Origin of the sequence: Kribbella sp. NPDC051586, assembly GCF_044453965.1 — a bacterium.
Classification (GTDB): domain Bacteria; phylum Actinomycetota; class Actinomycetes; order Propionibacteriales; family Kribbellaceae; genus Kribbella.
On sequence record NZ_JBITDF010000002.1, the window covers coordinates 568774 to 594165 of the forward strand.

Annotated in this window: 22 protein-coding genes; 3 read left to right on the plus strand and 19 right to left on the minus strand. The window is 69.2% G+C overall.

Annotated elements, in window-relative coordinates; genetic code table 11:
* The first annotated feature begins 27 nt into the window (after positions 1–27).
* Positions 28–1635, plus strand: a complete 1608-nt coding sequence (locus ACIA58_RS13110) for an HD domain-containing phosphohydrolase (protein ID WP_396403855.1) — start codon at positions 28–30, stop codon at positions 1633–1635.
* Here the strand turns inward: ACIA58_RS13110 and ACIA58_RS13115 are convergent.
* From ACIA58_RS13115 to ACIA58_RS13130, 4 genes are read right to left on the minus strand one after another with little or no spacing between them, the layout of a single operon-like run.
* Positions 1603–2298: a DUF998 domain-containing protein gene (locus tag ACIA58_RS13115; protein ID WP_396403856.1), complete on the minus strand. Its 696-nt coding sequence runs from the start codon at positions 2296–2298 to the stop codon at positions 1603–1605. The two genes, ACIA58_RS13110 and ACIA58_RS13115, sit on opposite strands and share 33 nt — an antisense overlap.
* A gap of 59 nt (positions 2299–2357) precedes the next feature.
* Positions 2358–3266, minus strand: a complete 909-nt coding sequence (locus tag ACIA58_RS13120; RefSeq protein WP_396404974.1) for an RluA family pseudouridine synthase — start codon at positions 3264–3266, stop codon at positions 2358–2360.
* A gap of 32 nt (positions 3267–3298) precedes the next feature.
* Positions 3299–3868 (minus strand): signal peptidase II, encoded by a 570-nt coding sequence (lspA, locus tag ACIA58_RS13125; protein ID WP_396403857.1) that lies wholly within the window; start codon positions 3866–3868, stop codon positions 3299–3301.
* A gap of 23 nt (positions 3869–3891) precedes the next feature.
* Positions 3892–4581: a TraR/DksA family transcriptional regulator gene (locus ACIA58_RS13130; RefSeq protein ID WP_396403858.1), complete on the minus strand. Its 690-nt coding sequence runs from the start codon at positions 4579–4581 to the stop codon at positions 3892–3894.
* A gap of 472 nt (positions 4582–5053) precedes the next feature.
* On the opposite strand from ACIA58_RS13130, the gene ileS reads away from it, so the two are divergent.
* Positions 5054–8203, plus strand: coding sequence for an isoleucine--tRNA ligase (ileS, locus tag ACIA58_RS13135; RefSeq protein WP_396403859.1), 3150 nt, complete (start codon positions 5054–5056; stop codon positions 8201–8203).
* 193 nt (positions 8204–8396) lie between these two features.
* Here ileS and ACIA58_RS13140 read toward each other — a convergent pair whose 3' ends face one another.
* The 6 genes from ACIA58_RS13140 to ACIA58_RS13165 all read right to left on the minus strand — a co-directional run bounded on the left by ACIA58_RS13140 (position 8397) and on the right by ACIA58_RS13165 (position 12773).
* Positions 8397–9158, minus strand: coding sequence for a DivIVA domain-containing protein (locus ACIA58_RS13140; protein WP_134098310.1), 762 nt, complete (start codon positions 9156–9158; stop codon positions 8397–8399).
* 197 nt (positions 9159–9355) lie between these two features.
* Positions 9356–9661: a YggT family protein gene (locus tag ACIA58_RS13145; RefSeq protein ID WP_396403860.1), complete on the minus strand. Its 306-nt coding sequence runs from the start codon at positions 9659–9661 to the stop codon at positions 9356–9358.
* Between the two features lie 50 nt (positions 9662–9711).
* The gene (locus ACIA58_RS13150; protein WP_396403861.1) at positions 9712–10263 is read right to left on the minus strand and encodes a cell division protein SepF; all 552 of its coding nucleotides are present in this window, start codon (positions 10261–10263) and stop codon (positions 9712–9714) included.
* An 82-nt stretch (positions 10264–10345) separates the two neighbouring features.
* Complete coding sequence (locus tag ACIA58_RS13155; protein WP_396403862.1) at positions 10346–11059, minus strand: YggS family pyridoxal phosphate-dependent enzyme; 714 nt, start codon at positions 11057–11059, stop codon at positions 10346–10348.
* A complete protein-coding gene (locus ACIA58_RS13160; RefSeq protein ID WP_396403863.1) occupies positions 11052–11780 on the minus strand; it encodes a polyphenol oxidase family protein in 729 nt (242 codons plus the stop codon). The genes ACIA58_RS13155 and ACIA58_RS13160 overlap by 8 nt, the downstream gene beginning before the upstream one ends.
* Before the next feature lie 9 nt (positions 11781–11789).
* On the minus strand, positions 11790–12773 hold the full coding sequence (locus ACIA58_RS13165; protein ID WP_396403864.1) for a S41 family peptidase: 984 nt from the start codon (positions 12771–12773) through the stop codon (positions 11790–11792).
* A gap of 57 nt (positions 12774–12830) precedes the next feature.
* Here ACIA58_RS13165 and ACIA58_RS13170 point away from each other — a divergent pair, with 57 nt between their 5' ends.
* Positions 12831–13346, plus strand: a complete 516-nt coding sequence (locus ACIA58_RS13170) for an ArsR/SmtB family transcription factor (protein ID WP_396403865.1) — start codon at positions 12831–12833, stop codon at positions 13344–13346.
* Between the two features lie 78 nt (positions 13347–13424).
* On the opposite strand, the gene ftsZ is transcribed toward ACIA58_RS13170, so the two are convergent.
* From ftsZ to ACIA58_RS13215, 9 genes are all read right to left on the minus strand, one after another.
* Positions 13425–14966 carry a cell division protein FtsZ gene (gene ftsZ / locus ACIA58_RS13175; RefSeq protein ID WP_396403866.1) on the minus strand — a complete coding sequence of 514 codons (1542 nt, stop codon included), beginning with the start codon at positions 14964–14966 and terminating at the stop codon, positions 13425–13427.
* 171 nt (positions 14967–15137) lie between these two features.
* The gene (locus ACIA58_RS13180; protein WP_396403867.1) at positions 15138–15878 is read right to left on the minus strand and encodes a cell division protein FtsQ/DivIB; all 741 of its coding nucleotides are present in this window, start codon (positions 15876–15878) and stop codon (positions 15138–15140) included.
* Positions 15879–15896: 18 nt separating this feature from the next.
* A complete protein-coding gene (murC, locus tag ACIA58_RS13185) occupies positions 15897–17357 on the minus strand; it encodes a UDP-N-acetylmuramate--L-alanine ligase (RefSeq protein WP_396403868.1) in 1461 nt (486 codons plus the stop codon).
* Positions 17354–18442, minus strand: a complete 1089-nt coding sequence (gene murG, locus ACIA58_RS13190; RefSeq protein ID WP_396403869.1) for an undecaprenyldiphospho-muramoylpentapeptide beta-N-acetylglucosaminyltransferase — start codon at positions 18440–18442, stop codon at positions 17354–17356. Before murG ends, murC begins: the two co-directional genes overlap by 4 nt.
* A gap of 22 nt (positions 18443–18464) precedes the next feature.
* Positions 18465–19715 (minus strand): putative lipid II flippase FtsW, encoded by a 1251-nt coding sequence (gene ftsW, locus ACIA58_RS13195; protein WP_396403870.1) that lies wholly within the window; start codon positions 19713–19715, stop codon positions 18465–18467.
* Positions 19716–19894: 179 nt separating this feature from the next.
* A complete protein-coding gene (murD, locus tag ACIA58_RS13200) occupies positions 19895–21334 on the minus strand; it encodes a UDP-N-acetylmuramoyl-L-alanine--D-glutamate ligase (RefSeq protein WP_396403871.1) in 1440 nt (479 codons plus the stop codon).
* Positions 21331–22413, minus strand: a complete 1083-nt coding sequence (gene mraY / locus ACIA58_RS13205) for a phospho-N-acetylmuramoyl-pentapeptide-transferase (protein ID WP_396403872.1) — start codon at positions 22411–22413, stop codon at positions 21331–21333. The genes murD and mraY overlap by 4 nt, the downstream gene beginning before the upstream one ends.
* Positions 22410–23813, minus strand: a complete 1404-nt coding sequence (murF, locus tag ACIA58_RS13210; RefSeq protein WP_396403873.1) for a UDP-N-acetylmuramoyl-tripeptide--D-alanyl-D-alanine ligase — start codon at positions 23811–23813, stop codon at positions 22410–22412. Before murF ends, mraY begins: the two co-directional genes overlap by 4 nt.
* Positions 23810–25336, minus strand: a complete 1527-nt coding sequence (locus ACIA58_RS13215; protein ID WP_396403874.1) for a UDP-N-acetylmuramoyl-L-alanyl-D-glutamate--2,6-diaminopimelate ligase — start codon at positions 25334–25336, stop codon at positions 23810–23812. The genes murF and ACIA58_RS13215 overlap by 4 nt, the downstream gene beginning before the upstream one ends.
* Positions 25337–25392: the final 56 nt, after the last annotated feature.

The following is a 25392-nucleotide window of genomic DNA, read 5'->3' on the forward strand; positions in this document are numbered from 1 at the left end:
GGCCGAGCCGCGGCGCACACTGTCGCTATGCAGGGCGGTACGCAGGCAGGTGTGGCGGGAAGCGTCCGGATCGCCGAACTGGTGGCGACCCTGTCGTACGCCGCTGACCTGGGACTCGGCCAGCCGATGGAGCACTGTCTGCGGCAGACCGTGATCGCCCTCCGGCTGGCGGAGCTGACCGGCGCGAACGCCGACGAGCGGACCGCGACGTACTACTCGGGTCTGCTGATGAACGCCTACTGCCACGCCGACGCCTCGGAGCAGGCCCGGTGGTTCGGCGACGAGATCTCGTTCAAGGCCGACAGCTACGAGATGCTCGGCATGAGCGCGGCACAGACGGCGGCGTTCCTGGTCCGCAAGCTGGCCTCGCACGGCACCGCCCTCCAGCGGGTACGTCGGCTGGCGGCGTTCCCGGTCGCCGGTGAGCGCACGGTCGAGTCGTGGCTGGCCACGCACGCGGCCCTCGGCGCGCGGTTCGCCGAAGGCATCGGGCTCGGCGAGGCCACGGCCACCGCAGTACGGCAGGCGTACGAGCAGTGGGACGGGAAGGGTACGCCGGTGCATCTGCGCGGCACGGACATCGGCCTGCCGTCCCGGCTGGTGCAGTTCGCCGGGCCTGTCGAGGTGATCGCCCGCCGGCACGGCGCGGACCGGGCGGTGTCTCTGGCGCACCGGCACGCGGGCACGCTGTACGACCCTGAGCTGGCCGATCTGTTCGCGACGCACGCGAGCGCGGTACTCGGAGATCTCGAGACCGCGGCCGGGTGGAGTGATGTGCTCGCGGCCGAGCCCGAACCGATTCGCAGTGTGGCCGGTGCGGAGCTCGACCGGGTGCTCGAGGCGATGGCCGATCTGGTCGACCTGAAGTCGCCGTACCTGGCCGGGCACTCCCGCGGCGTCGCTCACCTCGCTGCGGAGGCCGCCCGGGGATCCGGGCTACCGCCGGACGAGCAGCGTGACCTGCTCCGAGCCGGGCTGCTGCACGATCTCGGCCGGCTCGGCGTAGCGAACACGGTCTGGGACAAGCCCGGCCCGCTCGGCGAGGTGGAGCGTGAACGGGCGCGCCTGCATCCCTACCTCACCGACAAGATGCTGTCCCGCGTCCCGGCTCTGGCCCGGAGCCGGGAGATCGCCGCGAAGCATCACGAACGGCTGGACGGCTCCGGCTATCCGCGCGGGCTGACGGCGGCCGGGCTCACCCCGGCCGACCGGCTGCTCGCCGCGGCCGACGCCTTCCACGCGATGCTCGAGTCGCGACCGCACCGGCCGCCGCTGAGCGACGAGGAGGCGTCAGCGGCGCTGGCCTCGGAAGTACGGTCCGGCCGGCTCGACGGTGACGCGGTCAGCGCCGTACTGCGCGCCGCGGGCCATCGAGCTCCGGTACGGCGCGATCGCCCGGCCGGACTGACGTCCCGTGAGGCCGAGGTTCTCGCGTTGCTGGCCCGTGGCCGGACGAACAAGCAGATCGCCCGCGAACTCGGCGTCGCGCCCAAGACGGTGTCGAATCATGTCGAGCACGTGTACGCGAAGCTCGGCGTACGGAGTCGCGCGGCCGCCACCCTGTTCGCGGCGCAGCACGGTCTGGTCGGTGCCTTCGAGCCGTCAGTGACCCGCGACGAGAGTGGCCGTCCGTAGCACCCCGCTGCGGAGTCGCAGTACTCGCCAAGCGAGGAGAGCGACGCCGGCTGCCACCAGGGCCGCAGCACCTCGTTGCGTCCAGCCCTGGAGCGCCGTACCGCTGGTCACCCCCGACACCACGAGCAGCGCGATCGTCACGAACCCGGCGATCCGGGTCGGTCCGGCCAGGTCCCGCCAGCCGTCGATCACCCGCATCCGACGGGAGAGCAGGAACGGCGCCACCGCTGTCGCCGGCGCTGCGATCACGAACGAGACGAGGTGAATCGTCGCGTGCCACGATCCGAACGCCACGGACGGTGTACAGCCGGCATCGGCGGCGCGGCAGTCGAGCCGGAAGAACGCGTCGCTGAGACCGTCCCAGCCGGGCAGTGAGAGTGCGACCAGCCAGGCGCCGACGGATTCGCGGCCGTCGGCGGTCCGTAGCTCGGGCCGCAGTACCAGGAGCGCGAACGCGATCGTCATCGCGCCGGAGATCCCCAGACTCAGCCGGCTCCAGGTCGCGTGCTGTGCGGTGAGTGCGGCCAGGTCGCTGATGTCGTGGCGGCCTGCGTCGTACCCGTGTCCTTCGATCGCTCCGAGCACCGCCCAGCCGGCGATGAACACGAGCTGGGCCGCGATGGTGGCGGCCGCGAGCGTACTGCGCATCGAGTATCTGTTCATGTCCGCAGCGTCCTGCGGCTGCACCGCGGTGTCATGAGGCGTTCACCCCATGAGCCGGTCTACTGCGCGTCGACCAGCAGGTCCAGGGCGTGGTCGAGGTCGTCGGGGTACTCCGAGGTGAACTCGACGTACTCGCCGGTGCCGGGATGGGTGAAGCCCAGGCGCATGGCGTGCAGCCACTGGCGCGACAGGCCCAGGCGCTCGGCCAGGACGGGGTCGGCGCCGTAGGTGAGGTCGCCGCAGCAGGGATGGCCGATGGCGGACATGTGGACGCGGATCTGGTGGGTGCGGCCGGTCTCGAGCGTGATCTCGAGGAGGGTCGCGTACCGGAACGCCTCGAGCGTCTCGTAGTGGGTCACGCTCGGCTTGCCGCCGGCGACCACGCCGAACTTGTAGTCGTGGTGCGGGTGCCGGTCGATCGGCGCGTCGACCGTGCCGGTGAACGGGTCGGGATGACCCTGGACCAGCGCGTGGTAGATCTTCTTGACCGTCCGCTCCTTGAAGGCGCGTTTGAGGACGGTGTAGGCGTACTCCGTCTTCGCGACCACCATCAGCCCGGACGTGCCGACGTCGAGCCTGTGCACGATGCCTTTGCGCTCGGCCGCGCCGCTCGTCGAGATGTTGAAGCCCGCGCCGGCCAGGTGGCCGATCACGGTCGGCCCGGTCCAGCCGGGCGAAGGGTGCGCGGCGACTCCGACCGGTTTGTCGACCACGACGATCTCGTCGTCGTCGTACACGATCCGGAGGTTGTCCACGGTCTCCGGCACGACAGTCACGCCGGACGGCGGCGGTGGCAGCTCGACGTCGAGCAGTACGCCGGCTGCGACCCGGGAGGACTTCGGCGCAGGTGACCCGTCCACCTGGACCAGGCCGGACTCGATCAGCTCGGCCGCCTTGGTCCGGGAAACGCCGAACAGCCGCGACAGCGCGGCGTCGAGCCGCTCCCCCGCGAGACCGTCCGGCACCATTACGGTCCGGGACGTCCCCGAGCTTCCAGATGTCACCGCCGCTGCTCCCGGGTGCCGTCGAGCTTGATCCCGCGCAGTGTCTGGATCACCAGCAGTACGGCGGCCGACGTGACCGCCATGTCCGCGACGTTGAAGATCGCCCAGTGCGGCGTCTGCAGGAAGTCGACCACATGCCCGTGGAACGCCGACGGCTCCCGGAAGATCCGGTCGATGATGTTCCCGACCGCGCCGCCGAACAGCAGGCCGAACGCGACCGCCCAGCCCGCCGACCCGAGCCGCCGGGACAGGTAGACGACGCCGATCGCGACGATGATCTGGACCGCGGAGATGTACGGCGTGTAGCCGGTGCCCAGGCTGAACGCGGCACCCGGATTCCGGATCAGGTTGAACTTCAGCAGCGACCCGACCACATTGACCGGCTCGCCCGGCGTCAGATGCGCCAGAGCCAGCGCCTTGGTGATCTGGTCCAGCAGCAGGATCAGGAAACCGACCCCGCCGAACAACCCGATCCATTTCCAGGACCGGCCGGCGGGCGGAGACGGCGGAGAACCGGCCGACGAATCGTCGGCCGGTTCCGTTGCGTCGGTGTCTGCGTCTCCCACCTGGTGAGACGAGGCGGAGTCGTTCAGCGGCGTTCCTGGCGTTCTTTGCATGACACGCACAGTGTCGCACGCGGGAACGCCTGCAGCCGACCCTTGCCGATCGCGTTGCCGCAGTTCTCGCAGACGCCGTACGTGCCGTCGTCGATCCGGGTCAGCGCGAACTCGATCTGGTTCAGCATGTCGCGGGCGTTGTTGGCCAGCGACAGCTCGTGGTAGCGCTCCAGCGTGGTCGAGCCGACGTCCGCCTGGTCGTTCCCGGCGCCGTCACTGCCGTCGCGGAACAGGCCCGCGATCTCCTGCTCGGCGTCGCGGATCTCTTCCTTGAGATGCTCCACCTCGCTCTCCAGCTCCGTGCGGAGCTCGGCGAGCTCGGCAGCGGTCCACGGGTCCTCGCCCGGCTTCACCTTGAAGGTTTCGGCCGTATGTGCAGCGGACTTCGCCGGCGCTGTGGCCGGGGTCCTGTTCTCGTTCGTCTTCATGGCCACCCTCTTCGTCTGGGCTTCCTTGGCAGGGGACTTCTTGGCCGGAGCCTTCTTTGCCGCGGTCGAGGTCGACGTCGACTTCTTCGCCGCGGGAGTTTTCTTGGCCGGCGAGGTCTTCGCCGGGGATTTCCGGGCCGTTGTCTTCTGGACCGGCTCGGACTTCTTCGCGGCGCTCTTCTTGGCCGCGGCAGAGCGTTGGGGGGCGGACTTCTTAGGTGCCGATGTAGCCATGGTGATCAGCTACCCCCTGCCTTCGTCGGAGACTGAAGCGGACCGGTCGCAAGACAGTAGGCCACGTGTCGAGCACGAGCCAGTCCGACGCGCAGACCGTGGACATACGGTAGTCGGTTCTTCAAGTCCGCTCGATGTTCCGCGCGTCACAGCCCTGTCTCAGCGACTACGCTATGTCACAGAACGTTTCAGTCGGCTCACCGGCAACTCCCCCAAGAACGATTAACGATTCGTAGTCAGCTCGTACGACGCCGTACACTGACAACCGCGATCCGCAAGGCAGTGATGGGGCTATCACCCCGGAGCCGCCGGAAGAACGGTCTGTAAGGGACCCATTAGAACCGGCAGCGGCAGCAAAAGGAAGTGGGTATCTCGCGCAGGGATACCAAGGAGGGTGGTACCGCGCGGTGCCGGCGACAAGCCGGTGCTTCGTCCCTCGTCCCGCAGGTCAGTGGCGACGAAGGACGATGAGATGGCGGCAGAGAACCCACATACCCCCTGGCGGCAGGTGCCGGCCCAGGTCGACTTCCCCGCGCTCGAGCGGGAGGTGCTCACCCTCTGGGAAGAGCACGACACCTTCGCCAAGAGCCTCGACCAGTCCGCCGGCGGGCAGCCGTGGACGTTCTACGAGGGCCCGCCGACCGCGAACGGGATGCCCGGCACGCACCACATCGAGGCCCGCGTCTTCAAGGACGTGTTCCCGCGCTACCGGACCATGAAGGGCTTCTGGGTCGAGCGCAAGGCCGGCTGGGACTGCCACGGCCTGCCGGTCGAGGTCGCGGTCGAGAAGGAGCTCGGCTTCAGCGGCAAGAACGACATCGAGGCGTACGGCATCGCCGAGTTCAACGCCAAGTGCCGCGAGTCGGTGCTGCGGCATGTGGACGCGTTCAACGACCTGACCGTCCGGATGGGCTACTGGGTCGACCTCGAGCACCCGTACAAGACGATGGACCCGGAGTACGTCCAGTCGGTCTGGTGGTCGCTCAAGCAGATCCACGACAAGGGCCTGCTGGTCGAGGACTACCGCATCACGCCGTACTGCCCGCGCTGTGGCACCGGCCTGTCCGACCACGAGCTCGCCCAGGGCTACGAGACGGTCGTCGACCCCTCGGTGTACGTCCGCTTCCCGCTGACGTCAGGTCCGCTGGCCGGCAAGGCGTCGCTGCTGGTCTGGACGACGACCCCGTGGACCCTCGTGTCGAACACGGCGGTCGCCGTACACCCCGAGGTCGAGTACGTCGTCGCCACCGACGGCACCGAGTCGCTGGTCGTCGCCAAGCCGCTGCTGGACAAGCTTGGCGAGGGCTGGACGGTGACCGACGAGTACGGCGGTCGCGAGATGGAGCGGTGGACGTACCAGCGTCCGTTCGAGCTGGTGCCGTTCGACGAGCCGGCGCACTACGTCGTGCTCGCGGACTATGTCACCACCGAGGACGGCACCGGTCTGGTGCACCAGTCCCCCGCGTTCGGCGCTGACGACCTCGCGGTGGGCCGCGCGTACAACCTGCCGGTGGTGAACCCGGTGGACAACAGCGGTCACTTCAACGCCGACGTACCGCTGGTCGGCGGGCAGTTCTTCAAGAAAGCCGACGAGGACCTGGTCCGGGATCTCGACCAGCGCGGTGTGCTGTTCAAGCACGTGCCGTACGAGCACCCGTACCCGCACTGCTGGCGCTGCCACACCCCGGTCATGTACTACGCGCTCCCGTCCTGGTACATCCGCACCACCCAGGTGAAAGACGCGCTGCTCCGGGAGAACGAGCAGACCAACTGGTACCCGGACTCGGTCAAGTGGGGCCGGTACGGCGACTGGCTGCGCAACAACATCGACTGGGCCGTCTCCCGGTCCCGCTTCTGGGGTACGCCGCTGCCGATCTGGCGCTGCGCCGAGGACCACCAGGTGTGTGTCGGCTCGCTGGCCGAGCTCGGCGAGCTGGCCGGTCGCGACCTGAGCGCCACCGACCCGCACCGGCCGTACGTCGACGACATCACCTTCGACTGCCCTCAGTGTGGTGCGGAAGCCCGCCGGGTCCCCGAGGTGATCGACGCCTGGTACGACTCGGGCTCGATGCCGTTCGCGCAATGGGGCTACCCGTGGGCGGAGGGGTCGGAGGAGAAGTTCGCGAAAACCTATCCGGCCGACTTCATCTCCGAGGCGATCGACCAGACCCGGGGCTGGTTCTACACGCTGATGGCGATCGGCACGCTGGTCTTCGACGAGTCGTCGTACCGCAACGTCGTCTGCCTCGGGCACATCCTGGCCGAGGACGGCCGGAAGATGTCCAAGCACCTCGGCAACATCCTCGAGCCGATCTCGCTGATGGACGACCACAGCGCGGACGCGGTGCGCTGGTTCATGGCCGCGTCCGGTTCGCCGTGGAAGGCGCGCGGCATCGGGCCGAACGTGCTGAACGAGATCGTCCGGAAGGTCCTGCTGACCTACTGGAACACAGTCGCCTTCCACGCCCTCTACGCACGGCTGGCGGACTGGTCACCTGCGGACGCTCCCCCGGTCGCGGACCGCTCGGTGCTGGACCGCTGGCTGGTGAGCGAGACGCACCGGCTGGTCCGCGACACCGACGAGGCGTACGCCTCGTTCGACACGCAGCGGCTCGGTCTGCTCATCAACTCGTTCGTCGACGTGCTCTCGAACTGGTACGTCCGCCGTTCGCGACGCCGGTTCTGGGCCGGTGACGCGGGTGCGCTGGCGACCCTGCACGAGACGCTCGAGGTGCTGACCCGGGTGATGGCGCCGCTGACGCCGTTCGTCACCGAGCGGGTCTGGCAGGACGTGTTCCGCCCGGTCACGCCCGGCCTGCCCGAGTCGGTCCACCTGAGCAGCTTCCCGACGTACGACGAGACGCTGATCGACGACGTACTGGCGCAGCACGTGTCGATGGCCAAGCGGGTCGTCGAGCTCGGCCGGTCGGCCCGCGCCGAGGCGAAGGTGAAGACCCGCCAGCCGCTGGCCCGCGCCCTGGTCGGGTCGGCCGCGATCGCGGACCTGTCGCCCGAGCTGCTGCAGGAGATCGCGGACGAGCTCAACGTCGGCGCGGTCGAGCCGCTGTCCGCGGCGGGCGCCCACCTGGTCGAGTTCTCCGCGAAGGGCAACTTCCGCGAGCTCGGCAAGCGGTTCGCGAAGCAGACCCCGGTGGTGGCAGCGGCGATCGCGGCCGCCGACGCGGGTGGGCTCGCGGTCGAACTGAAGGAGACCGGGACGGCGACGGTCGTCGTCGACGGCGAGGACGTCCGGGTCAGCGAGGCCGAGGTGCTGCTGTCCGAGCGGCCGAAGGAAGGCTGGTCGGTGGTCAACGAGCAGGGCGAGACCGTTGCCCTCGACCTCGAGGTCACCCCGGAGCTGCGGCAGGCCGGCCTGGCCCGCGAGGTGGTCCGGACGTTGCAGGAGGCCCGCAAGAACGCCGGCCTCGAGGTCTCGGACCGCATCAAGGTCTGGCTCACCTCGACCGACACCGACCTGTCCGATGCCCTCGGCAAACACGCCGACGAAATCGCCCGCGAGGTCCTGGCCGTCGAACTCAACCAGTCCGCCCCGACGGAGGCAGACGTTGCCACCGGCACCGAAGAAGACCTGCAGCTGACCTACTGGCTGACGAAGGCCTGATCAGCGGTCTGCGAGCAGACGCAACGAACGGCGCGGGGCCCGGGAAACCGGGTGCCGCGCCGTGCTCGTTGTTCTGTCGACAACTCGTCCGGTCTTGACGTTCTGTTACCGCTGGCGGACCGTCAGTCAGTTGGGTCCAGACATGCCGAAGAGGCGGTGCTGCCGGAAAGCACCGCCCCTTCTCGAGGTGTTTTTAGACGCCGTGACCGTGAGCCTGGGCGCGGGCCTCCGGGCGGAAGCCGTTGCGCGGGCTGAGCGTGTCGTCGCCGTTGCCGAGCGCCTTCAGCTGCTCGGTGAAGTACGTCTTCAGGCGGCTGCGGTACTCACGCTCGTACGCGTGCAGGTCGTCGATCGTGCGCTCGAGCTGACCCTTCTGCTTCTCCAGCGTGCCGAGCATCTGCGCGCGACGCTCCGCGATCTCGCCGTCGAGCTTCTCGGCGCGGGCACGGGCCTCACCGGTCATCCGGTCGGCCTTGCCCCGCGCCTCGTTCTCCAGGCGCTCCGCCTTGGCGCGGGCCTCGCCGATGATCTTGTCGGCGGTGTCCTTCGCCTCCTGGACCAGGTCGTCGGAGTGCTTGGTGGCCATCTCCAGCAGCCGAACGGCCGAGCTGGAGGCGTCGCCGACCGAGCCGGCCGCCGCAGCCGCACCGGCCGCCGCGACCGCGGGCATCACCGGGGGCTTCTCCTCCGGCTTCTCGACCACGACCGGGGGCTTGGGCTGCTGCACGACAGGCGGCAGGGCAGCGGTCTGGTCGACGACCGGCCGCTGCTGGTCCGCACCCGCGCGCTGAGCCGCCGCGAGCTTGGCCCGCAGCTCCTCGTTCTCGGCGAGAAGTCGCTCGAGCTCTGCCTCGACCTCGTCGAGGAAGGAGTCGACCTCTGTGACGTCGTAGCCCTCCCGTAGTCGGACGGGCGTGAATTGCTTCGAGCGGACGTCATCCGGCGTCAGCGGCATCTTTCACCTCGTTTGTCTGTGTCTTGGCGGAGTCCCCGTAGTGTTGCACCCCGGCGACTCAGTAGATCACGTTATCGCTTCGTTGTCTTATGACGGAATCCGGGCGGGCGACAACGGTCCTGCCCGGCGGAGCGGCCCGGTGGACACAGCCCCGATTTCCCGAGACTCTACCTACCCGGTCCTCACCGTTCTCACCCTCACAGCGACCGCAAAGCCGTTGAGTTGATGGACATCGCGACCGACACGATGACGAACAGCATCAGCATGGACAGGTCGATCCGCACCCCGCCGGCCCCGATCGGGGGCAGGATCCGCCGCAGCGGCTTCAGGAGTGGATCGGTGATCGAGTAGATCAGCTCGAAGAAGAGCAGCAGCGGCCCCTTCGGGTGCCACTGGGGCGCGAACATGACGATCAGGCTGAGCACGAACCTCGCCACCAGCACCAGGAAGAAGGCGAGCAGCACCCAACTGAGAACACTGAGGACGATCGCTAGAGCATTCATGTCGTCAATGAGTGTAGAAGACGGCGGAAGGGCGGTGACCAGCCAGAGCGTCAGCTCTGGTTGTAGAACCCGTCCGCGGCGATCTTCTCCTTCTCCTCGGCGGCGACCGTCACGTTGGGTGGGCAGACCAGGAACACCTTGGTGGTGATCCGCTCGATCGAGCCACGGCAGCAGAAGATCAGCCCGGCGGCGAAGTCGACCAGCCGCTTGGCGTCGGCGTGGTCCATCTCGGTCAGGTTCATGATGACGGGCGTGCCGTCGCGGAAGTGCTCACCGATGACGCGCGCCTCGTTGTAGCTGCGCGGGTGCACGGTGGTGATGCGGGCCAACTCGGTAACCTCCGGGGACGGCGCGACCCCGCGCCGGTCTGGGAACTTGCTGACCGTGGCGCCGCTGGTGTTCTCACGGTCCTCGCGGTGCTCGCGAGATTCGCGGCTCTCCCGGCCGGCAGGTACCGGCTCGGTCTCGTGGGAGTCCCCGTCGACGGCTTCGTCGTCGTACTCTTCGTAGTCGTCGTACTCGTCGTCGTACCGCGCGTTGTAGCGCTCCCCGTCCTCGACCAAGCCGAGGTACACACCCATCTTGCGCAGTGCGCCGCTCATGGCCCTCCAGCACCTCGATCCGGTTCTACGACAACTTCGACGACAACAGTGAGCAGGAAGCAAAATCCGCTCGATGTCGACACTAACCGAGTGGAGGACGCGTACCGAGTAAGGCGCGCCCGAGCCGGACGTGTGTCGCACCGTGCTTGATCGCGGCCTCCAGATCGCCGGTCATCCCGGCCGAGATCCAGTCGGCGCCCGGGTGATCGGAGCGTAGCCGGAGGGCTACGTCCCGCAGTCCGGCGAAGGCCTCGTCCGGATCCGAACCCAACGGCGCGACCGCCATCACTCCCCCGAGCTCCAGCCCGTCCGCGGTCACGATCTCCGCGGCCAGTCCAGGTACGTCGGAAGGCTCGACACCGCCCCGGCCGGCACCGGTCGCCGCGTCGGCCGGTCCGTACGCCGCCAGGCTCACCTGGATCAGGCAGCGCAGGGTCTTGTCCTCGGCGACTGCCGCCTTGGACAGCGCCACGACGAGTGACGAGCGATCGACCGAGTGCACGACCGACGAGTGCCGGACAACGGATCTGGCCTTCTTCGACTGGAGCTGGCCGACGAAGTGCCAGGTGAGGTCCGGACAGTCCGGCGCCTTCGCCTTGAGCTCCTGCTCGCGGTTCTCCCCGACGTCGTGGACTCCGAGGGCCGCCAGCGCCCGTACATCGCTGACTGGGAAGGTTTTGGTGATCGCCACAAGGGTGACCTCGTCCCGGGATCTCCCGGCCGCCTGACAGGCCTTCTCGATCCGCTCCTGAACCTGCAGCAGGTTGTCGCGCAACTCGTCGGCGCGGTCACTCATTGCTGACCAGCTTGATCAGACCGGCCATCCGGCCGCTGGTCGGACCTTCGCGACGGTACGAGTAGAGGTGGTCCGACTCGATGGTGCAGGCGGTCGCGTCGACAACCGCCACGTCGAGCTCGGCCAGTTGCGCCTTCACTCCGGCAGCCACGTCGAGAGCGGGAGTGCCCCAACTGGTTTCGGAGTACGCCGCCGGCACGCGCTCGGCGACCTCGGCCCGCATCTCGTCGGGAACCTCGTAGCACTTGCCGCACGCGTACGGTCCGAGTACGGCGGTGATCCGTGAGGCGCCGAGGTCCCGCATCGCGTCGACGGTCGCCGGCACGATGCCGAGGTACATCCCCTTGCGGCCGGAATGCGCCGCACCGATGACGCCGTCGCCGACGAGCAGGACCGGCAGGCAGTCCGCGGCTCGTACTGCGAGCACGACATCGGAGCGCGTCGTGACCAGGCCGTCCGCCTTCGGGTTGCGGTCGAGCGGAAGGTCGTCGTCCGGACCGAGCACGTGGACGTCGCGGCCGTGCACCTGGCTGACCCGGACGACCCCCTCGGGCGCCACCTCGAACGCGGTGGCGACCCGGCGGAAGTTCTCGGCGATCAGCTCGGCGTCCTCGCCGTACCCGCCGAGGTTGAATTCGCCGTACGGCGGTCTGCTGGCGCCGCCGTACCGATCGGTGAAGACGACCCGGGCGGGGGACAGAACCTCGTCGTAGCCGAACACGACTGAAGGTTACCCAGCGCCGACTCCCGCGCCCAGCAGCGCCCGCGCCTCGTCGGTCACACCGTTCCGCTCGGGATCCGGCGGCAGCCCGAGCACATACCCGGCCGCCAGGCGATAGGCCTCGGCAAAGGCCTCGTCCGCCGGCACGCCGAGATCGGGAACGACACCAGTGCCTTCCCAGTTGGTCCCCGTGACCGAGTTCACCGAACGCGCCACCGGCACACTCGCCTCGAGCTGCTCGTGCAACTTGAAACCGTCGCGCGGATGCGCGCCGCCGCCGGTCCGCTCGCCCACGACGACCGCCCGCCCGAACTGCTGCAGGTTGTACGCCAGCTCCTCGCCGCCGGAGAAGGTCGCGGGGCTGGTCAGGACCCAGATCGGCTTGGCGCGGCTGAACCGCGGACCCGGCACGTACGGCGTGGTCCAGAACTGCCGCGTCGTACCGTCGGACGGTTTGACCAGGTCCTGCAGATGGATCGCCTCGTCGGAGTCGAGCAGATGACTGCAGACATAGGCGACCTGATCGGGCGATCCACCCACGCAGCGGCGCAGATCGACGAGCAACGCGTCGGTCGACGCGAGCAGCGACATCGCTGCCGTGACCGCCGGTCCGGCCAGGTTGGGGGGATAGAGCAACGGCCGGATCTCCAGCAGCCCGACGTTGCCGTCGAGCCGTTCGACCCGCGCCATCCCGCCGGCGTCGAGTGCGGCCCGGCGCCGCCAATGCGCTTCCTCGGCCACCGGGTCCGTCTCGTCCGGCAGTCCGTCGCGGCGGAAGATGAGGCGCAGATGTTTGTCGCGATTGCCGACCTGCAGGTCGGCCGTGACCCGCTCGGCCAACTGCTCGGGCGTGACGAGTTCGTCGTACCGGCCCTCGGCGACCGCCGCAGCGAGCCGGTCCGCGACCTCGGCACCGATCTCGGGAAAGACGTAGTGCTCGGCGACCAGCGCGCCCAGCCGGCCGACGACGGCCCTGATCTCTTCGGTGTGCATGGGCAGCAGTAGAGCATGCGGTTTGACAAAGCGTCAAGAAATCTCGACGCTTGATCCATGGCCGAGATCGTCGATCACCTGGAAGTGTCGAGCGCCGCACAGTTCAAGGCGCTCGGGCACCCGTTGCGGCACCGCTTGCTGTTCGCGCTCGGGCAGGAGGCAGCCACGATCAGTCAGCTGGCCTCCGCGCTCGGAACAGCCAAGGGCAACGTCGCCCACCACCTGGGCGTGCTGCGTGATGCCGGGATGGTGCACGTGGCCGAGACCCGGCAAGTGCGCGGTGGGACCGAGCAGTACTACCGGCGCTCGGTGCGGCGGTTCGACTTCGTCGGTGAAGGCGCCCGGGCGGCCAACACCGTCGCGCTCCAGGCCGTCGCCGCCGAGCTCGAGAGCGCGCAGGACGAGCCGCTGTTCAACCTGCGGAACCTCCGGCTCACCGCCGACCAGGCCGCAAAACTCGCCGCGACACTGGACCGGATGGTCCACGAGCTCACCGACGCCGGCCCGACCGAGCCCCGGTACGGCGTCCTGGTCTCCGTCTACCGCCCCCGCCAGCCCGCCCCGCCCGCCTGAAGGACCCCACAACCTTGTGCACCCACCAACCAGTTTCGCGGGCGCGAAGTGGTTGGTGGGTGCACAAGGTCGATGGAGTTACTTGAGGAAGTCCGGGATGTCGAGGTCTTCCTCGGGCTCCGGCTTCTTCGGCTTGGGGGCGCTGGGCTGCGGGGACTGGTTGCCTGGCGAGGTGCTCGGGCCGTGGGTCGGCCAGGAGTGTGGAGCGGTCGGTGACGCCGGGGTGTGCGGGGCCGGCTGGGTCGACTGCTGACCGGACTGCACGGTGCGAACTCCGTCCCCTGCCTGCGGGCGCGCGGAGTTGGTCGTGCCGACGCCGGGCCGCGGCTCGGTCGGCGCAGGCACCGGGACCGTGTCGTCGGTCGGCAGCGGAGGCGTCGTCGGTGTCACGTTGGCAGCCGGGCCGCCCGTTGCCGGCGCACCTTGGGCGTTGGCGCCGGGAGCCGTCGGCGGCTGCGCGGCTGGGGGCTGCGTCGCGCCGGGTGTCTGGCCGGGCTGACCCGGAGTACCAGGCTGCGAACCGGGAACCTGTCCGCCGGACTGCGTGCCGGTGGCGGGCTGACCGGACTGCTGCGCCGGCGGGGTCGAGGTGCCGGTCATCGGGGCCGAGTAGCTCTGCGGGCGGGAGGACTGGGGGCGGGCCTGATTCATCGCCTGCTCGCGGCGCTTCGGCATGCCGCCGTCGAAGCCGGCCGCGATCACGGTGACCCGGACCTCGTCGCCGAGGGCGTCGTCGATGACCGCGCCGAAGATGATGTTCGCGTCCGTGTGCGCGGACTCCGACACGAGCTGGGCCGCTTCGTTGATCTCGAACAGGCCCAGGTCGGACCCGCCCGCGATCGACAACAGCACGCCGTGCGCACCCTCGATGCTTGCCTCCAGCAACGGAGACGAGATGGCCGCCTCGGCGGCCGCGACCGCCCGGTCCTCGCCGCGGGACGAGCCGATGCCCATCAGCGCCGAGCCGGCGTTGGACATGACCGCCTTCACGTCGGCGAAGTCCACGTTGATCAGGCCGGGCGTGGTGATCAGGTCGGTGATGCCGGAAACACCCTGCAGCAGCACCTGGTCGGCCTGCTTGAACGCGTCCAGCACGGACACGGCGCGGTCGGAGATGGTGAGCAGGCGGTCGTTCGGAATCACTATCAGCGTGTCGACCTCTTCGCGGAGGGTGGCGATGCCGTCCTCCGCCTGGGTCGCGCGCCGCTTGCCCTCGAACGAGAACGGCCGGGTCACCACACCGATGGTCAGCGCGCCGAGCGACCGGGCGATACGCGCCACCACGGGCGCGCCGCCGGTGCCGGTGCCGCCGCCCTCACCGGCGGTGACGAAGACCATGTCGGCGCCCTTCAGCGCCTCCTCGATCTCCTCGGCGTGGTCCTCGGCGGCCTTCTGCCCGATCGCCGGGTTCGCACCGGCGCCCAGGCCGCGGGTCTCCTCGCGGCCGATGTCGAGCTTGACGTCCGCGTCGCTCATCAACAGCGCTTGCGCGTCGGTGTTGATGGCGATGAACTCAACGCCCTTCAGACCGTGCTCGATCATCCGGTTGACGGCGTTCACGCCGCCCCCGCCGATGCCGACGACCTTGATGAGTGCCAGGTAGTTCTGCGGTGCCGCCACGTCCGCGCCTCTCGCCTCGTTGCTTTCCCGTTGTCCAGCGAAAAGACTGAACCTCAAGTGGATGCTTAGAGTTATGTCAACTTTAGATTACGCCGCACGGTACGTGACGCTTTCCGGCGCTGTCCACGCGCCTCGCCGCCCGGATCCGCATGTGTCCCGCGATGTGATCAATCACCGCTTTTCCCCTTTGGTGACAGGGAGATCGGGCGCCGAGACGTCGTACACCTTCGCCTGCCGCTTCATCAGCACGCTCAGTACCCCGGCCTTGCGCTCACTGTCATCGGAACTACCCCAAACGACCTTCACCCCGGAGCCGAGGTTGAGGGTGATCGAGTCCGGCGACGCCGCCGAGATCGAACTCACCTGCGACCGTAGAGCCTCCGGGAGCGCCGCCGAGACGGTGACCACCGAGTGGACCGTGACGTCGCGCCGCACCCCGGTCACCTTCGCCTCCGGCAGTCCGGCCGGCCGGTTCGGCACCGTGCGGTACGACGTACCGGTCGCGTCCACCAGCTCGTACCGCGAGCCGTCGGTGACGACCACGACCGGAACCCGTTCGGTGACCACGATCACGATCTTGTGCGGCCACGCCCGGGTCACCTGAGCATCGGCGACCGCCGGGATCGTTCGCACCCGGTCCGCGATCGACCGCAGGTCGACCTTGGCCAGCGGTGCGCCGATCGGTGCGGCCGCGGTCTGCTCGATCGTTGCCAGCGGCACCGTGTCGGCGCCGCTGATCCGAATCCCCGAGACCGCGAGCGCGGACGAGAAGTAGAACAGCCAGACGATCAGCCCGGCCAGGACGAGCAGTCCGCCGCCGATCGCCCACGGCAGCCAACTCCGCCAGCGCACCAGCCGTTGCCGGCGCGCGAACCGCTGCTGTGCCCGAGCCAGATCAACGCTCTGGCTCATTCAACAAACCCCACCCAATTACTCCACCACAGCTACCGGCGTTGACTCGGCAGGCTCGCGGGTGGCGGCGCGTTCGGCCAGCAGACCAACGACTTCCGGGCCGATCAGCGTCACGTCGCCCGCGCCCAGCGTCACCACCAGGTCACCCGGCTCGGCCAGATCCGCGACCAGCTGCGGTACGGCGGACCACGACGGCTCGAACCGGACCTGGTCCGGCTTCAGCGGCACGTGGTTCGCGATCAGCGCCCCGGTGACGCCCGGCTCCGGGTCCTCGCGGGCCGCGAACACGTCCATCACCACGACCTCGTCGGCCAGCGCCAGCGCCTCGGAGAACTCCTTGGCGAAGATCCGGGTCCGGCTGAACAGATGCGGCTGGAAGCAGGCGACCACTCGCCCCTCCCCCGCCACCGTGCGCGCCGCGGTCAGGTCGACGGCCAGCTCGGTCGGGTGATGCGCGTACGAGTCGAACACCCGGACGCCGTCCTCGAGCCCCTTGAACTCGAACCGCCGGCCGGTGCCGGTGAAGGCCGCCAGCCCCTCGGCCAGGTCGGCCGCGGAGAATCCGAGCCCGAGCCCGACCGTCAGCGCCGCCGAGGCGTTCAGCGCATTGTGCTTGCCGGCCTGCTGCAACTGCACGAGCGGCAGCTTGCGCCCGCGGTACACCGGCACGAACGACTGCGTCGCCCCGGCCGCGGTGATCTCGGTGACGTGCAGATCCGCGTCCTCGGACTCGCCGTACGTCCGGACGTCGATACCGCGGTCACGCGCGTACTCCGCCAGTCGCCGGGCGCCGGCGTCGTCGTGGCAGATCACCATGAAGCCCTCGGGCTGCACGCGGGCGCAGAACTCCTCGAACGCCTTGCGGTAGCTGGCCTCGTCGCCGTAGTTGTCCAGGTGGTCCGGCTCGACCGACGTGACGATCGACACCTCGGGCGAGTAGGTCAGGAACGATTTGTCCGACTCGTCCGCCTCGGCGACGAACAGGTCGCCGGTGCCGTCGTGGGCGTTCGACCCGGACTCGTTCAGGTTGCCGCCGATCGCGTACGACGGGTCGGCGCCGCAGTGCTGCAGCGCGACCGTGAGCATCGACGTCGTGGTCGTCTTGCCGTGGGTGCCGGCGACTGCCAGCGTGCGGCGGCCGACCATCACCGACGCGAGCGCGGCGGCGCGGGGCAGGATCGGGATCCCGGCCTCGCGGGCGGCGATCACCTCGGGGTTGGTCTCGCGGATCGCGGTCGACACCACCACGGTGTCGACGTCCTTGACGTGCTCGGCGGCGTGGCCGACCCAGCAGGTCGCGCCGAGCGCGCGGAGCGCGGCGAGGACCTTGCCGTCCTTGGCGTCGGACCCGGACACCTCGATCCCGCGGGACGCCATGATCCGGGCGATGCCGGACATGCCGGCCCCGCCGATCCCTACGAAGTGCACTCTGCCCAGCTTTTCGGCAGGCAGCAGCGTGTCAGGTGCGGTGACGATCACGACGCAGACCTCACCACATCCAGGATGATCCGCGCCAATCGCTCGTCGGCATCCGTCCGGATCACACCGGTCGCAGCTGTGGACATGGCTGTCAGACGCTCGCGGTCGTGCAGAAGTTGCGGCACGTTCGCACGGATCCAGTCGACGGTCATCTCGGCGTTGTCGATCAGCACTCCGCCGCCGACGTCGACGACGGGTTTCGCGTTCAGTCGCTGCTCACCGTTACCGATCGGCAGCGGTACGTAGATCGCGGGCAGCCCGACGCCGGAGACCTCGGTGACGGTGTTCGCACCCGAGCGGCAGACGACCAGATCGGCGGCGGCGTACGCGAGATCCATCCGGTCGACGTAGTTCAGCACGACGTACGGATAGCGGCCGGTCTGCGGTACCTCGAGGGTGTTCTTCGGGCCGATCGCGTGCAGGACCTGGATGCCGGCCGCCTGCAGGTCCGCGGCGGCGCCGGAGACGGCCTCGTTGATCTGCCGCGCGCCCTGTGACCCACCGGTCACGAACAGCGTCGGCGCGTCCGGGTCGAGGCCGAAGAACTGCCGCGCCTCGGCCCGCAGCGCGGCCCGGTCCAGCGTCGAGATCGCGCGCCGGATCGGCAGCCCGACGTACTCGGCGTGCGGCAGCTCGGTGCCCGGGAACGAGGTCTTCACGTGCTGCGTGCAGTAGCGGGCGGCGAACTTGTTCGCGATGCCCGGCACCGCGTTGCCCTCGTGTACGACGATCGGCGTCTTCCGCCGCCAGGCGGCGACGTACGCCGGGGTCGACACGTAGCCGCCGAATCCGACCAGGACGTCGGCCTTGGCCTCGTCCAGGACCCGTCGCGCCGCGCTGACCGAGGCCAGCATCTTCCCCGGTACGGCGAGCAGCGCGGGCGTCGGCTTGCGTGGCAGCGGCACCGGCGGGATCAGCTCCAGCCGGTAGCCGGCCTCCGGCACGACGCGGGTCTCGAGGCCGCGCTCGGTCCCGAGGGCCAGGATCTCCACGGTCGGGTCGATCCGGCGCAGGGCGTCGGCGGTGGCGATCAGGGGTGAGGTGTGGCCGGCGCTACCGCCGCCGGCCAGAACGATGCTGGGCACAGCTTTCAACGCTCCCGCGGGTTCACTTGTGTTGCGGCGTACGCCGCGAAGGCAGCCACCCGAACCGGGGCCGCCGGGTCTCTTTCAGGGCGGCCTGCGCGCCGGGCTCGGCCTTCGCGAAGGACAGCAGCATGCCGATCGCGATGAGGGTCGGCAGCAGTGCGGAACCACCGTACGACAAAAGCGGGAGCGGGATACCCACGATGGGTAGCAGTCCGATCACGGCGCCCAGGTTGACGAGCGTCTGGGCCATGATCCAGATCGTGATCCCGGCCGCCGCGTAGCGGACGAACGGCTCGGTGTTCCGGGTGGCGATCCGCACCCCGGCGTAGGCCAGCGTGAGGAACAGGGCAAGCACGGTGAGCGACCCGACCAGGCCGAGCTCCTCACCGATCACGGAGAAGATGAAGTCGGTGTGCGCCTCCGGCAGGTTGCTCCACTTCTGCCGGCTGTTGCCGATCCCGACGCCCCACCAGCCGCCCGTCGACAGCGCGTAGAACGAGTGGTAGGCCTGCCAGCCGACGCCCATCGGGTCGGAGAACGGGTCCAGGAACGACGTCACCCGCTGCATCCGGTACTTCTCCGCGTTGACGAAGTACGTCGCGACCGCGCCGACCACGACGATCGTCGCGACGAACAGCCGCGTCGGTGCGCCGACGATCCAGATCATGCCGATCATCACGGCCATCAGCACCAGCGCCGTACCGAGGTCGTGCTGGCCGACCACGAGCGCGATCACCAGACCGCAGACCGGCACCATCGGGACGAGCAGATGCTTCCACTGGGTGAGCAGTTTTTCCTTGCGGGCATACAGGTCCGCGCACCACATCACCATCGCCAGCTTGGCGAACTCGCTCGGCTGGATCTGCAGCGGTCCGCCGAGGTTGAGCCAGTTGGTGTTGCCGTTCACGCCGACGCCGAGGCCCGGGATGTAGGTCAGCACCAGCAGGAAGATCGATCCGAGCAGCGCGACGTAGGCGAGCATCCGGAAGTGCCGTGGCGTCATCCGCGAGGCGACGTACGCCATCGGCAGGCCGACCACGACCCAGATCAACTGCCGGACGAAGATCGTGTAGCTGTTCCCGTTGATGCGCAGCGACAGCACACTCGATGCCGACAGCACCATCATCAGTCCGAGCACCAGCAGCAGACCGGTCGCACCCAGCACGATGTGGTACGACGTCAGCGGCCGGTCGAGCACGTCCCGGATCGCCGCGACCCAGGCCCGTTCGCCGTTCTTCCTGCCCTGGGGCTGATCCGCGATCGACGTCACGCGATCACCTCCGGATCAGTTGCCGTGGGGCGTGGCTGATGGTCCCACGCCGTAGCGAGCAGGTGCTCGGCGCGGTGCCTCGGCGTGCTGGAGGGGAGGCGTCGATGTGGTTTCATCGTGGCCTTTCCTCCAGTGCGGCGAGGCGCCGTGCCGAGCGCCGCGCAGTAGGCGTGGGACCATCAGCCACGCCCCAAAGCGTGTACGGCTTCGGCGAAGGCGTCCCCACGGGCTCCGTAGTTGGCGAACATGTCCCAGGATGCGCAGCCAGGCGCGAGCAGCACGGTGTCACCCAGCTGTGCGAGCTTCGCCGCCTCCCCCACCACGATCTGCATAGCTCCAGTGTCTGTTGCCTCGACGACGATCCTCGGCACATCCGGTGCGTGTCGCTCGAGAGCTTCGGCGATCACCTGCTTGTCCTGGCCCATCAGCACAACGGCACGCAAACGGTTCCGCGCCGCGATCACCAGGTCGTCGAAGGTCGCACCCTTGGCCTGTCCGCCGGCGATCCACACCACGTGCTCGTACGCGAGCAGCGATGCCTGCGCGGCGTGCGGGTTGGTTGCCTTCGAGTCGTCGACATAGTTGACCCCGGCAACCTCCGCGACGTGCGCGATCCGGTGCAGGTCGGGACGGAAACCACGCAGGCCGTCGCGGATCGCGGTCGCCGGTACACCGAACGCCCGCGCCAACGCGGCCGCGGCCAGCGCGTTCGCGATGTTGTGCGGCGCGGCCGGCGTGATGTCCGAGATCATCGCCAGCTCGAGCGCTGAGGTGGCGCGCGCATCGACGAAGGCCCGATCCACCAGCAGGTCGTCGACGATCCCCATCATCGAAAGCCCCGGTGTGCCGAGGGTGAAGCCGATCGCGCGGCACCCCTCGATCACGTCCGCGTCCAGCACGAGTTGCTCGGTCGCCGGGTCGGCGACGTTGTACACGCACGCGATCTGACAGTTCTCGAAGATGCGGCCCTTGTCCTTGGCGTACGCCTCGAGCGAGCCGTGCCAGTCGACGTGGTCCGGCGCGATGTTCAGCACGGCGGCCGAGTGCGCGGACATCGAGTGCGTGTAGTGCAGCTGGTAGCTGGACAGCTCGACCGCGATCACGTCGTACGGCTCGGGGTCCATCACGGCCTCGAGCAGCGGCAGCCCGACGTTGCCCGCGGCAACGGCCCGTAGACCGGCGGCCCGCAGCATCGCCGTCAGCATCTGCACGGTGGTGGTCTTGCCGTTGGTGCCGGTGATGCACAGCCAGGGCGCGGCGTTCGCCGGATCCCGCAGTCGCCAGGCCAGCTCGATCTCGCTCCAGATCGGCACGTCCCGCTCGGCCGCCTGGGCCAGCAACGGCGCGTGCGGCGGTACGCCGGGTGACGTGACGACGACGTCGGCCTCCTTCGGCAACTCCGCCGTACTGCCCGGGCCGAGCGTGATCGTGGCGCCGAGCGTCTCCAGGATCAGCGCCTTCTCGCGCAGCGCCTCGGTGTCGCGGTCGTCGAGTACGACGAGGTTCTCCGCGCCCGCCTGGATCAGGGAGTCGGCGCAGGCGTAGCCCGCGGTACCGAAGCCGAGTACGACGAATCGCGTCGTCGCCCAGCCGTCATCCACCCGTGTCTCGAGACTCATCCGGTCACCCATTCCGCGTAGAAGACCCCGAGACCGATCACCACACACAGTCCTTGGATGATCCAGAACCGGATCACCACGTTCACCTGTTCCCAACCGAGCATCTCGAAGTGGTGATGCAACGGCGCGATCAGGAACAGGCGTTTCCCGACGCCGGTGGCCTGTTTGGTGACCTTGAAGTAGCCGACCTGCAGGATCACCGAGGCGGTGATGATGACGAACAGGCCGCCAAGCAGCAGGACGAGCAGCTCGGTGCGGGTCATCACAGCCATGCCGGCCAGCGCGCCGCCGAGTGACAGCGAACCGGTGTCACCCATGAAGATCTTGGCCGGCGACGCGTTCCACCACAGGAAGCCGAAGAGCGCACCGGTCAGACAGGCGGCGACGACGGCGAGGTCGTGTGGATCCCTTACCTCGTAACACTTGGCGCCGACGCCCTGCGCGGTCGCACAGCTCTGGTTGAACTGCCAGATGCAGATCAGCGTGTACGCGCCGAACACCATCATCGACGCGCCGGTGGCCAGACCGTCCAGGCCGTCGGCGAGGTTGACGCCGTTCGACATGCCCGCGATCAGCAGGAGGATCCAGATGATCACCAGGATGGCCGGCAGTTCCAGCCAGCCGATGTCGCGGATGAACGAGATGAACGGCGACGCCGGCCGCTGCCCGCGGTTGTCCGGGAACTGCAGCGCGAGCACCGCGAAGATCACCGCGACCATGGTCTGACCGGCCAGTTTCGCCTTGCTCCGCAGGCCGAGGCTACGTTGGCGGAAGATCTTGATGAAGTCGTCCAGGAAGCCGACCGCGCCCATGCCGGCCATCAGGAACAGCACCAGCATGGCCGATGCGGTCGGCGCGGTCATCGTGAACACCTTCGCCGCGAAGTACCCGACGATGGTGGCCATGATGAACACGGTGCCGCCCATCGTCGGCGTACCGCGCTTGACGTGGTGCGAGGTCGGGCCGTCGTCGCGGATCTCCTGGCCGTAGCCGCGCTTGGCCAGCCACTTGATCGCCCAGCGGGTGCCGATCAGCGTCAGCACCATCGCGACGGCGCCGCCGAACAGGATCGAGATCACTGAGCTTCCCCCCGGACGTCGGCGAGCAGTGCGTCCGCGAGGCTGCGCAGTTTCGACCCCTTCGACGACTTCACCAGTACGACGTCACCCGCGCGCAGCTCGGACCTGAGCAGCTCGAGCGCTTCCGGGATCGTGTCGACGAACGCGGATTCGTTGCCCCACGAGCCTTCCAGCGAGGCCCCGAGGTGGATCGGTTTCGCGCCCTCGCCGACCACGACCAGCCGATTCACGTCCAGCCGGACGACGAGCCGCCCGATCGCGTCGTGCGCGTCGGCCGAGGTGTCGCCGAGCTCGAGCATCTCGCCGAGCACCGCCCAGGTCCGCGCCCCGCGCGACCGGCCGATGGCGACCAACGACTTCAGCGCCGCGCGGGTCGAGTCCGGGTTGGCGTTGAACGCGTCGTTGATGATCGTCACGCCGTCGGCCCGCTCGGTCAGCTCCATCCGCGCCGCGGACACCCGGGTCGCGGCGTTCAGGCCGTGCGTGATCTGCTCCGGCGTCAGGCCGATCGCCGACCCGACCGCCGCGGCGGCGAGCGCGTTCGACACGTAGTGCTCGCCGATGAACTGCAGTTGTACGTCGCCGCTGAAATCCCCGAGGTGCAGGGCGAACGCGGGCCGTCCCTCGGCGTCGAGCTTGACGCCCTCCGCGCGAACGTCGGCCTCGGCCGCCTCGCCGAAGGTCACCACCCGGGCCGGCGTCCGGCTCCGCATCGCGGCGACCCGGTGGTCGTCGGCGTTCAGGATCGCGATGCCGTCCGCCGGCACCGCCTCGATCAGCTCGCCCTTGGCGATCGCGATGTTGTCCTGCGATCCGAACTCGCCGATGTGCGAGGTGCCGACATTCAGCACCAGGCCGATGTCCGGCGGGGTGATCCCGGTCAGGTAGGTGAGGTCGCCCTGGTGCCGGGTGCCCATCTCCGCGATCAGGTACTTCGTCGTCGCCGTCGCCTGCAGCGCGGTGAGCGGGTGCCCGATCTCGTTGTTGAACGAGCCTTCCGGCGACACGGTCTCGCCGTACGGGCGGATGACCTGGGCGCTCAGGTCCTTGGTACTGGTCTTGCCCGACGATCCGGTCAGGGCGATGACCTTCAGCTCCGGCAGCCTGCCGACCACGAGCCGGGCCAGGTCACCGAGCGCGCGCTGGGTGTCGTCGACGACGATGCACGGGCTGCCCTCGATCGGCCGGGTCGTCAGCGACGCCGTGACGCCCGCCGCGGTCGCCGTACCGGCGAAGTCGTGCCCGTCGACGCGCTCACCCGGCAGGGCGACGAACAGCCCGCCCGGCTCGGCGGCTCGCGAGTCGATGACGACCGCACCGTCGACGACGGCCGCGGGCTCGACGCCCACGAGCTCGCCGCGGACGGCGTCGGCGATCTCGCCGCAACTGACAGGGATCACCGATCTGCCTCCAACAGCTCACACACGGTTTCGCGGTCGTCGAACGGGTGGATCACTCCGCCGACGTCCTGGCCGGTCTCATGGCCCTTGCCGAGTACGACGACGGTGTCGCCGGGGCCGGCCAGCTCGATCGCGGACGCGATGGCCTGCCGGCGGTCGCCGATCTCGTGCAGGTCGACGGCCGGGACCGCCTCCCGCGCACCGGCGACGGCAGCTGCGCGGATCGTCGCCGGGTCCTCGCTGCGCGGGTTGTCGTCGGTCACGATCACCACGTCCGCGGTCCGGGCGGCGGCGGCTCCCATCGCCGGCCGCTTCCACGGGTCGCGATCGCCACCGCAGCCGACGACGGCGAACAGCCGGCCCTTGGTCGCCCCACGCGCCGCCTTCAGCGCCAGCTCGACCGCATCCGGGGTGTGCGCGTAGTCGACGATCACGGCCAGGCCGTCGTCGCGGGTGAACAGCTCCATCCGCCCGGGCACCGTAGCGGTCCGCAGACCGGCCGCGATCGCCTCGCCGGGCACGCCGGCCTGTCGCAGCATGACGGTCGCGAGCAGCGCGTTGGCGATGTTGAACTCGCCGGGGAGCGCGATCTCGACAGTCAGCGTCTCGTCCGGGCCCAGGACGTCGAACACCGTCGTGCCGTGCTCGGACTGATGCCGGTCGGCCACGGTCCAGTCGGCATCGCCCTTGGTCGAGACCGTCACCAGCGGTACGACGGTCTGCGCTGCGAGCCGGCGTCCGTACTCGTCGTCGATGGTCACCACCGCGACATCACACCGCTCCGGGGTGAACAACGAGGCCTTCGCCTGGAAGTAGTCCTCGAACGTCTTGTGGAAGTCCAGATGATCCTGCGTGAGGTTGGTGAACCCGGCGACCGCGAACCGGGCGCCGTCGACGCGGCCCATCGCCAGCGCGTGGCTCGACACCTCCATCGCGCACCAGGCGACCGCCTGCTCCCGCATCACCGCGAACAGGGCCTGCAGGTCGGTGGCCTCCGGAGTGGTCCGGACGCTCTTCACCACCTCGTCGCCGACACGCGTTTGAATCGTGCCGATCAACGCGGCCCGGCCGAGCTCCCGCAGTACCGAGTCCAGGAGGAAGCTGGTCGTGGTCTTGCCGTTCGTGCCGGTCACCCCGAGCAGCCGCAGCTCACTGGTCGGCTCGCCGTAGATCCGGGACGCGACCGCACCGAGGACACTGCGCGGATTGCCGGCGACCAGCACCGGAAGGCCGGTTGCCGCGGCACGATCAGCGCCGGCGGGGTCGGTGAGTACGGCGACTGCGCCGGACCGGTGGGCTGTCGCGACGAATTCCGCGCCGTGCGTGACCGCGCCGGGCAGAGCGGCGTACAGGTCGCCGGGAAGGACGGAGCGCGAGTCGAGGGTGACGCCGGTGACCGTCACCGGCGACGCTGCCGGGATCGGTGCACGGGCGACGCTCGCGAGGTCGGCGAGGCCGACCGGCACGACATGCCGGGGCCTGATCGCTGCGACCGCGCCGCCTGCGGCGGTAGGGGTGGACACGGGCCCTGAGGCTACCGCTCCGGACCCTGTGACTCCTACCTGACCCTGCGTCACCA

Coding starts and splice junctions, on each gene's coding strand:
- ACIA58_RS13110 (WP_396403855.1), top strand. CDS start 28: ATGCAGGGCGGTACGCAGGCAGGTGTGGCGGGAAGCGTCCGGATCGCC.
- ACIA58_RS13115 (WP_396403856.1), bottom strand. CDS start 2,298: ATGAACAGATACTCGATGCGCAGTACGCTCGCGGCCGCCACCATCGCG.
- ACIA58_RS13120 (WP_396404974.1), bottom strand. CDS start 3,266: ATGGTGCCGGACGGTCTCGCGGGGGAGCGGCTCGACGCCGCGCTGTCG.
- ACIA58_RS13130 (WP_396403858.1), bottom strand. CDS start 4,581: ATGGCTACATCGGCACCTAAGAAGTCCGCCCCCCAACGCTCTGCCGCG.
- ileS (WP_396403859.1), top strand. CDS start 5,054: ATGGCGGCAGAGAACCCACATACCCCCTGGCGGCAGGTGCCGGCCCAG.
- ACIA58_RS13140 (WP_134098310.1), bottom strand. CDS start 9,158: ATGCCGCTGACGCCGGATGACGTCCGCTCGAAGCAATTCACGCCCGTC.
- ACIA58_RS13145 (WP_396403860.1), bottom strand. CDS start 9,661: ATGAATGCTCTAGCGATCGTCCTCAGTGTTCTCAGTTGGGTGCTGCTC.
- ACIA58_RS13150 (WP_396403861.1), bottom strand. CDS start 10,263: ATGAGCGGCGCACTGCGCAAGATGGGTGTGTACCTCGGCTTGGTCGAG.
- ACIA58_RS13155 (WP_396403862.1), bottom strand. CDS start 11,059: ATGAGTGACCGCGCCGACGAGTTGCGCGACAACCTGCTGCAGGTTCAG.
- ACIA58_RS13165 (WP_396403864.1), bottom strand. CDS start 12,773: ATGCACACCGAAGAGATCAGGGCCGTCGTCGGCCGGCTGGGCGCGCTG.
- ACIA58_RS13170 (WP_396403865.1), top strand. CDS start 12,831: ATGGCCGAGATCGTCGATCACCTGGAAGTGTCGAGCGCCGCACAGTTC.
- ACIA58_RS13180 (WP_396403867.1), bottom strand. CDS start 15,878: ATGAGCCAGAGCGTTGATCTGGCTCGGGCACAGCAGCGGTTCGCGCGC.
- murD (WP_396403871.1), bottom strand. CDS start 21,334: ATGAGTCTCGAGACACGGGTGGATGACGGCTGGGCGACGACGCGATTC.